The sequence below is a fragment of the Macrococcus sp. S115 genome (assembly GCF_030067655.1).
GTDB classification, from domain to species: domain Bacteria; phylum Bacillota; class Bacilli; order Staphylococcales; family Staphylococcaceae; genus Macrococcoides; species Macrococcoides psychrotolerans.
On record NZ_JASJES010000010.1, the window covers coordinates 61,605 to 70,622 of the forward strand.

General features: G+C 32.0%; 5 protein-coding genes. All 5 read left to right on the forward strand.

All coding sequences use genetic code 11. The features are described from left to right. The first annotated feature begins 15 nt into the window (after positions 1-15). Positions 16-2,481: a hypothetical protein gene (locus QNJ52_RS10570; protein ID WP_283722565.1), complete on the forward strand. Its 2,466-nt coding sequence runs from the start codon at positions 16-18 to the stop codon at positions 2,479-2,481. 17 nt (positions 2,482-2,498) lie between these two features. Further along, positions 2,499-3,431, forward strand: a complete 933-nt coding sequence (locus QNJ52_RS10575; protein WP_283722566.1) for a hypothetical protein — start codon at positions 2,499-2,501, stop codon at positions 3,429-3,431. Next, positions 3,432-3,977 (forward strand): hypothetical protein, encoded by a 546-nt coding sequence (locus tag QNJ52_RS10580; protein ID WP_159372534.1) that lies wholly within the window; start codon positions 3,432-3,434, stop codon positions 3,975-3,977. It begins immediately after the preceding gene. A 25-nt stretch (positions 3,978-4,002) separates the two neighbouring features. After that, positions 4,003-6,927 carry a VirD4-like conjugal transfer protein, CD1115 family gene (locus tag QNJ52_RS10585; protein WP_283722567.1) on the forward strand — a complete coding sequence of 975 codons (2,925 nt, stop codon included), beginning with the start codon at positions 4,003-4,005 and terminating at the stop codon, positions 6,925-6,927. Positions 6,928-6,943: 16 nt separating this feature from the next. Then, positions 6,944-9,018, forward strand: a 2,075-nt coding sequence (locus tag QNJ52_RS10590; protein ID WP_283722570.1) for a pLS20_p028 family conjugation system transmembrane protein, incomplete at its 3' end; no start/stop codon positions are given.

Genomic DNA, 9,018 nt, shown 5'->3' on the forward strand with positions numbered 1-9,018 from the left:
AAAGGAGAATACAATATGTCGAATTTAAAAATATTTAAAGTAAAAGTTTCAAATTTACCAAAGGATAAAGATATAAATAAGGTTATTAATCTGACTTTAAAGAAGACTTATTATTTCAGTGAATTTAATGAAAAACTGAAGCTGTTAAAAGAATCTGCTGATAAGAATAATAAAGTATACACATTTGATATAGAGATAGTTGATTATGATGCACCTAACATTGTACATTTCATGTTAAATAATTATGCAATTACTAAAAATACTCCAGAATCAATCAAATCAATCATAGAGTATGAAGCCTTAAAAGATAGAAATGCAGAAGAAAAAGGTGTTTCTGAAGATTATAAAAAGCAATTTTTTGGGGCACTACAGGAATCAGAAGATTATGATGTAGCTACTAATGAAAGTGTAAAAAATGGAAAGCTAAAAAAAGTTAGTATATTCAGCAAGGTAAGTCCATTTAAAAAGAAACAATCTGAAAAGAATATAGAATTTAATGAAGAAGAACAGAATCAGCTGGAAGAATTAAAAGCTGATATGATTGCTTCTGCTAAATCTGATGAGTTACATAAAGAGAATGAAATTGTAAATTTATCTGATTCTCAGCTAAAGCAAAAAGATGCAGAAATTATTGAAAATGCAGTGAATGATGATAAATTATACGAAACAAAAGAATTAGAAAAAGAAAGCTACGATAATAAACCTACTCATTTGAATGCTTCTGTAAATGAAACTGAGAATGAGATAAATTCAGACAATACGATTGAAATATATACTTCAAAGTCGATAGATGATGAAAAAATCATTGAATCAAATATTAATGAGATATCAGATAAATTTCAAGATGCATTAAAAAATGAGGTATCTGATGAAAAATTCAATATAGACGTACCACAGCTCAATATTGAGAAGCCTGATCTACAAAATATGAGTGAAATCGAAAGAGAAGAAATTATATTCTTAAATAAAAGAGAAGAAGAGAAACAGAAGTATTTGAAAAATCAATCCAATGCTTTAATAAATTCATTAAAAGAGAATTACTATAGTGGCTTAAAAGATATCCAGGACAAAATAGAGGAATACTATAAAGAAAATAAACCAGATTACAAAGAATACATTGATAATCTGATTAACGAACAAGCACCCCTAAATAAAGAGATTATTGATACCCTAAATAAACAGCTTGAAGAAGAAGATAATCTAATATTACAAAAAGATATGGATGACTTTAAAAAACAACATCAGACTAAGAAAGAAATGCTGAAAGAAAAAAGGGAGCTACGCTTAGCTGAAAAACGCAAAGAATTAAACGATGATAACGAAAAGTTAAAAGAGCGTGGCAAGAAAGACCTGGATAACGAACTTAATGAAAAAGTAGAAGCATTTAAAGCACAGCAGATAAAATTATTAGATAATGAAATTTTAAAGCTTAAAGCGTCATTAGAAAAAGAATTAAACTATAACTTAATTAAATATGATTCTGAAACATTTAAAAATCTTTCATTACTACGTGTAGAAATCATTCAAAATAAGAATAAGAGCGATGAATTGAAACTTCAAAAAGAAAAGAATGACAACGAAAGAAAGGCATTAAAACTTGAAGAAGAACGTATTAATTTAGATATGAAAAAAGCTGAAGCAGAAATTTCAAAAGCAAATGCCATAAAAGATGAATCAATTAAATCTGCAAATGATCTTGAAATAGCTAAGCAGGAGGCACTAGCTCGAAAACATGAACTACAGTTAAAGCAAGAAGAAAATCATCTAAGGAAGATTGCAGCTGAAGAAGATGCGAACAGATTAAAGCAACAAGAACTTGAACTACGTCAGACTGAGATGGAACTTTACAAAAAAGAAAACGAACAGATGAATAAATTAATTAAATCTAATTATCTTACTCAGATTATGCCAAACAAAGAGAAGGAAGAACCATTTAATGTAGTAGAACCTGTATCAAAGCAGACAGATAATAAATTAGGTAAATTATTGACAAGTGCACTTATTGTTTCATTAATTGGAGGCACTGGTTATGTCGTAGCTGAAAATAATGGGTATTTTGACCGAGATAAAAACAATAAAGATAACCAAGAAACAGTTGTTAAAGATTCTGATGACAAAGAATATAAAATGCTTGTAAATAATCATGATTTTATAGAGGCGTATAAAGTTAACCCTAATAAAAAAGATGAGCTGAAAGATAAGGCTTTAGCTGAAAAAGATTTTATTGATGCAGTTGAATTAGCAAAACAGACAAATGATAAAGAATATTTAATAAGAGTTTATCTGGCTAACGGAAATACTGAAGATCTTATCAAGACATATCAGACCATGAGTTATGAAGAGAAATCAGAAATTAGCCAGGATGACTTAGAGAAAATGGCAAAACTATTTATTGATAAGGGAGATAAAGAAAGTACAAAAGCAATTCTTAAAGATATTAAAGATGAAAAAATAAAAAAAGAGATTGAATCACAATTATAGTAAAAGGAGAACCTATCATGACGATTATTCAAATACCAGTAAATGTTAAAGAGATACAAAGTGTTACAAGTTTAGAGAATGAAGAATCAATATTGTTACTAGTTGGATCAGTCGGTGAGACTAACAGAGATTATACATTTGAGTGGAAAAAATCGGTTGACGATAAAGACAGATTAGATAAATTAAAATCACTCATTAAATTATGTGATTATACATTAAATGTTGTGATTGATGTTTCAATTGTACAAAATGATGAAGGAAATTGTGAAATTGAATTCAATTTATACAATAGAATACCAATTATTGAAATTAAGACAGATATCAATGATATTTTTAAAAGTGAAGGTATAATGCTAGACCAAAATATTCAAAAATCAGCTGAAAATAAGGTAGTTACAGAACAATCTATTAATGATGTATCTAACGCAAATGAAGAAGATAAAATTGAACAAGAGATTGATACACCTAAAACTGAAACTAACCTAGTAAATGATATAGAGGAAGTAAGTGAGCCTAAAAATGATAATAAAGATATATCAGAACAGCAGGTTTTAGAAACCTCAATGGATCAATCACTTCATGAACTATATGATTTAGTATCTAAAGAAATTAATACAGATGAATATGAAGAACAAGTAAAATCTTTTTCAAAAACATTTAGTAGAACAGCTACGGGAGATTATGACGCTGAAACTCTGCCAATTATAACAGTCATCGTATATGATTCACTTATTCAAAAGAAAAGCTATGAAGCATTTATCAGTAGTATTAAATCATTAACAACGAAAAATGAAGAAACATTCAACCTATTTAAATATTTTAACCAAAAGCCATCACATAACCCTTTGAAAACTCTATTTATTGAAGCTATGAATAATATCGAAGATATGCAGGTAGTTGAAAAATATTTAGAAGAAATAAATAGATCTTTAGATAAAGGAGGGTTTTAAATGGTTAATATGTTAAGAGGTAAGCATATATTAGGATTTATCTTGAATTCCATAAAATTAAAAGAAAATGATAAAGGTGTGTCTACAGCAAAAATTTACTTAAATGTTATGGATAAACGAAGGTTTGTAAATAAGGAAACGAAAGAAGTAGAGTACAGGTCATACTACACAACTTTACCATTCCACCTATATGGTCATGTTGCAGAATATGCTTCTAAATATTTAGTTGAAGGACAGAAGATATTGATTGAGTATTCGATTGACAGTTTTAAATCAAGAGATAATAGCAATCCATCGTATCCACACCCATATTTTATTGCAACGAGCATTGTACCACAGGAAAAATCAGAAGATGCAGAAGAACGTATGCTGTATCTGAAGATGGAAAGACAGAAAAAAAGAGAAGCAAAAGAAGAAAGTAAAAAATTAGAAGAAAATAATGTAAATGTTAATGAAGAAGATAAACTTGACTATGAAACATATCAACACAACTTTACTTATAGTGATATCAGTGATAAAGAACTAGATGACGATTTACCTTTCTAAGTATTCTAAGAAATTAGGTGACAAGATGTTAGATAATATATTAATCGCAACAAATAAACAGAAACCAATAGAAAAGCAGATTATAAAATCTGAAAGAAAACCCTTTAAAATTAAGGAGCTACTTGCTGACAGAAAGATTATGTATACATTTTCGATCACAGTCTTTTTTGTTACAGCAGTAATATCTAATCTAATCGTTAATTATTTTTCAGGTATTAAAGAAAACTTTGTCAGATTAATACCTAAAAATAAGGATGTAGATATTTGGCAGAAAATTGACATGATTATCAGTTACAACACTCAATTTTTTACAGATCACGTCAATTCTTTAGAAAAGTTTAAGTTATTGATAACAAGCCCAACACAACATCTGTTGTATTGGGCTATTTTATTTATTATCTTTTCCTATCTCTTTCAGAATAAAATATTTGGTTTTTATAAGAAATATCGAAAAATGAATTATGGTCAGAAAGGCACTTCAAGATTTGCGACAGTCAGGGAATTAAAAAGGCAATATAAATCAGTACCTCAGCAAACATTGGAATATGATGGTGATCCTGGTGTACCTATGGCGCATATTAATGATCTGCCAGCATTATTAAAGATGCGTGGCTTTAATAAATTCTTTTATAACGGCAAGTTCTTAATTGATACAGATACAATTAATGTTGCTGTTATCGGTACATCACGATCTGGTAAAGGTGAATCATTGGTTTTTCCAGCGACAGATATTGATACGAGAGCAAAGAATAAGCCATCTTTAGTATTTGCAGATCCAAAAGGTGAACTATATGCAGGGAGCTATGAAACATTAAGAAAGCGAGGATATGACGTAGAAGTATTGAACCTGGTAAATCCCGATGACGGTATGAGTTACAACATGCTAGAGATTATCAAACAGGAATATATCAAAGGAGACTTTGCACAGGCAGAACAGTATTGCGTATCTTTGACAAAGACACTCTTTCCAGGGAAAGGTTCAGATCCATTCTGGGACAATGCAGCTGCATCATTAGTTAATGCGTTAATCTTTACTGTTATTCACAGAGCATTAGAAGAAGGAAAACCTGAACGCATTACGATGCGTAATGTTGTTGATTTATTAAATACTTTAGGGCCTGAAACAGAGAACTATCTTAATGAAGATGGTGAATCTATAAACAGATTAGATGAATATATTATGTCACTACCTGATGGCTCCATTGCGAAGAAACAATATGCGACGAGTGCCTTTGCAGGAGGAAATACAAGATCAAGTATTCTGACAGTAGCATCTACGACACTACAGATATTTACATCAGAAAAACTTTCTAAAATGGGTTCGGCAAACTCTGTTGACTTTACAAGAGTTGGGTTTAATAAACGACTGAGAGTAAAATTTGATTTGAAATACATGTATGAACGTGGCGTAGTGATCTACGGTTACGGAGAAAAAGATGAATTAAGAGCAAACTTTAAAGTAGACTCACTTGGATACATGGAAAATAACTTTAAACGTACGATGAAACCAGGAGAAACTATTAGAATAGAAATCTTAGGAGATGTATTTGAATATATCTTTTATCGTGAAGCACCTGGATTTGTGAAAGTAGAAATAGATGAATACACAGGAGATAAAATTTATCCTAAAACTGCGTATTTGAAGCCAGTTGAAGAGAATACAGGCATACTTGAAACGACATGTTTCTATAGTGAAAAACCAATAGCAGTATTTATGGTTGTACCTGATTATGACAGCTCAATTCATGTTGTAGCGAGTATCTTTATATCACAGCTTTATACGATGCTTGCGAGAAGAGCTTCAGAAAGTGGTGGTAAATGTCATCAGAGAGTTAAGTTCAGGTTAGATGAATTTGGTAACTTCCCACCAATACATGATATGGCAAATATTATGACCGTTTGTTTAGGGCGAAATATACTGTTTGAACTTTATGTTCAAGGCTATACTCAGCTACCTGCGAAATATGGTAAAGAGGATGCTGACACAATAAAAGATAACTGCCAGGTTCATATCTACATTAAATCAACAAACAAGGAAACGAACGATGAAATAGCTGCTAAGTGTGGCTTGAAGACAGTGACATCCACGACTAGAAATAGAAATGGATCAATGTTTAATACTGAAATCAGTGAAACAGATAGTATAGAGCAAGTTCCAATTATCGAAGCTGATTTACTGCCTAAATTTGTTCAAGGAGAACAGGTGATATTAAGGTTCTTGAAATCACTGGATAATAAGAAGAAAGCGATGCGACCAGAACCTATTTATAATCATAATGAAACACAGACACCATTCAGATTCCGTTATCTAGCAAATGATTTTGAGCCAGCTAATCAGTTTGCAGACTTTGATATACCTTCGCTTCATAGAAAGTTAAAGCTATCCGACTATAGAATTAACTGGAAGGAACGACCTGAAAAAGTCACAGTGATATCAAAAGGATATATCGCAAGTCTTGAATACTTCGATAAAGAAAATAAAGAAGAACTGATGCGCATTTGTAAGGAAATCACTAATGATTATGAACTCTACCACGCATTACTTGAAGTACAATCGGAAGATGTTATTTCAAGTACGATTCAGCGTATCTTACAGAATAAAGGATGGAGTGCAGAAGAAATTGAAAGTCCAGCCTCAAGAATTACACAGAAATTAAGAGAGATTAAAGAAGGAAAGAAGGCAGTAAGAAATCCATTAAGCCAAAAATCAACGATTGAAGTAGTTGAACCATCGAAATTTATTTCAGATAAATATTTTGATGAAAACATAGTGAATATCATAACAGGAGAACTAGAAAAGTTACTACCAAAGAGAATGTTTGAAGAATTAATTGAAATGGATAAGAAATCTTTTGAGAATACATTCAATGAATTAAAACAAAATGAAGCTTACGCTGAATTAGAAAAACTGGAGAAAGCGATAGCAAAAGAAAGACTTATGAATAAATAGAAAGTAGGGTGAAATAGTGAGCTATGAAGATATATTAGAAACATATAAAGAATTATTCGTACAGCAGGACTGGGTATGGATGATTTTATTCAAAGTATTATGGGGGATGGTGCTATTTTGTCATGCGACTATAGCAATACTAGAAAAAGGGCTAGATAAAATGTTGACCTTCAATGGTTTCTTTGAAAGTGAGGCCATGGATGGAGTGAATGATGTTGTGATGCCAATTGCGATGGCATTATTTACAATGTCTCTAATATGGATAGGTTATCTTATTATGTCTGGTCGTGGTATCAAGAAGGGTGATGTATTCATGAATGTGCTTCTTGCTTTTGGTCTGATATTAGGGATACCTTATCTGACAACAGAGTTAAACACTATCTCGACAGAACTTGTACAGGCTGGAAAGGATGCAGGAAGTGGTGAAACCTTAAAATCGGAGACCTTTGCGACACAGGTTGTTGCGATGAACACAGTAGACCTACTGTATTTAAGTCGAGAAATGGATTGGGAGCTGAATAAAGAGACGTATATCAATAATGATATTTCAAACTCCAATATCAAGAATAAAGACTTTTCAGGACTAATCAATGCCTCGAAAGATTCAGATGGGATTGAAGAAGCAGGAGATAGAGATTATAAGTTAAGCAAAGATGAAAGAGATATATTTAGTCATAAACTTGTAGATGGTGAAGATGGTGGAGTTAACTTTGAAGAAATTAAACCTGCTGAATTTAAATTTATCGGACAGGTGGGATTCCTGAATAAATGGTATTACAGATATAATGCAAACTTCTTTACGATGTTCATTCAGTTTGGAGTGCTAGGATTCGTGTTAATATTCGCGATGTTCAAGACGATGTTACTTATGATGGAGATTGCATTCCAAAAATTAATTGCACCATGGATAGCAGCTACAGATATTACAACAGGTCAAAAGATGAAAACATTTATGAACGACTTTGTTATGAATTATGCAGCTATCGGAATTCTAGCGTTTGTTATGAAATTATATCTACTTGCGATGCAGTATATAACGACTTTAGGATGGAATCCTTGGATTATATCAGTTGCCATGATCGCACTAGGAAAATTTGTTATAGATGGTCCAGAAACAGCAAAAAGGCTACTAGGAATAGACGTTGGTGTTCAAGACGGGTATAAAGCACTGATGGGAAGTTTAGCAGCTGGTGGAGCCATGATTGGTGCTGGTAAGATGTTAGGTAAAGGTGTATCTTCAGCAAAAGATGGAGTGAATAATCTACGTGAAAAACAAGCAGATCCAAATTATAAAGGATTAGCTGAACGTTTTGGTGGCAAAACAGCAGATGCAATCAAAGGTATGACACGTGAAGCTGGCGAATTATCTTCTGCAGGTGTAGGTGGATATGTATCTAATAAATCGAATGAAGCTATGACAAAAATGAAAACTGGCATTACTGATACAGCAGAAGCTGTTAAATCGAGTATTATAGATAATGGACTTACTGAATCGTTTGCAGAAGGAAAGGCAAATGCGCAAGCTTATGCAGATTCTACCTCTACATCAAAAGCTATGCCTTCAGCTATGCAAAAAGCTGTAAGTCAGGTTGTCGATAACAATTCTGGTTTATTAACGACAGGAGAAAGAAATGTATTAGAAAAAGTGATACGCGGAGATTCAGGATTATCAGATGATGAACGAAATGTGATTGAAAGATTATCTAATTCTGGTTCATTAAGTGAAAATGACAGAGACATCCTAAGAAATGTTCTAACACAGACATCTAATGCAGGGCAACTAGAAGACCAAACAGCAGTACAGCGATATCTCACTGAATCTGGAAATAATTTAAATTCAGAAGATAAAACAGCACTTGAGAGATTAATACGTGATCCTTCTAATGTATCAGCAGAAGACAGGTTAGCGATAGAACGTGTTCTATCTAATGATAATAGTAATCTAAAAGCAGAAGATAGATTAGCGATAGAAAGGTTGTTGCAGACAGGAAATAGTGGTGTAACTGCATCAGATAGAACAGCAATAGAAAATGTTCTATCAAATGATAATCAATTAAGCACAAACGACAGACAAGTGATGGAAAGGGTGTT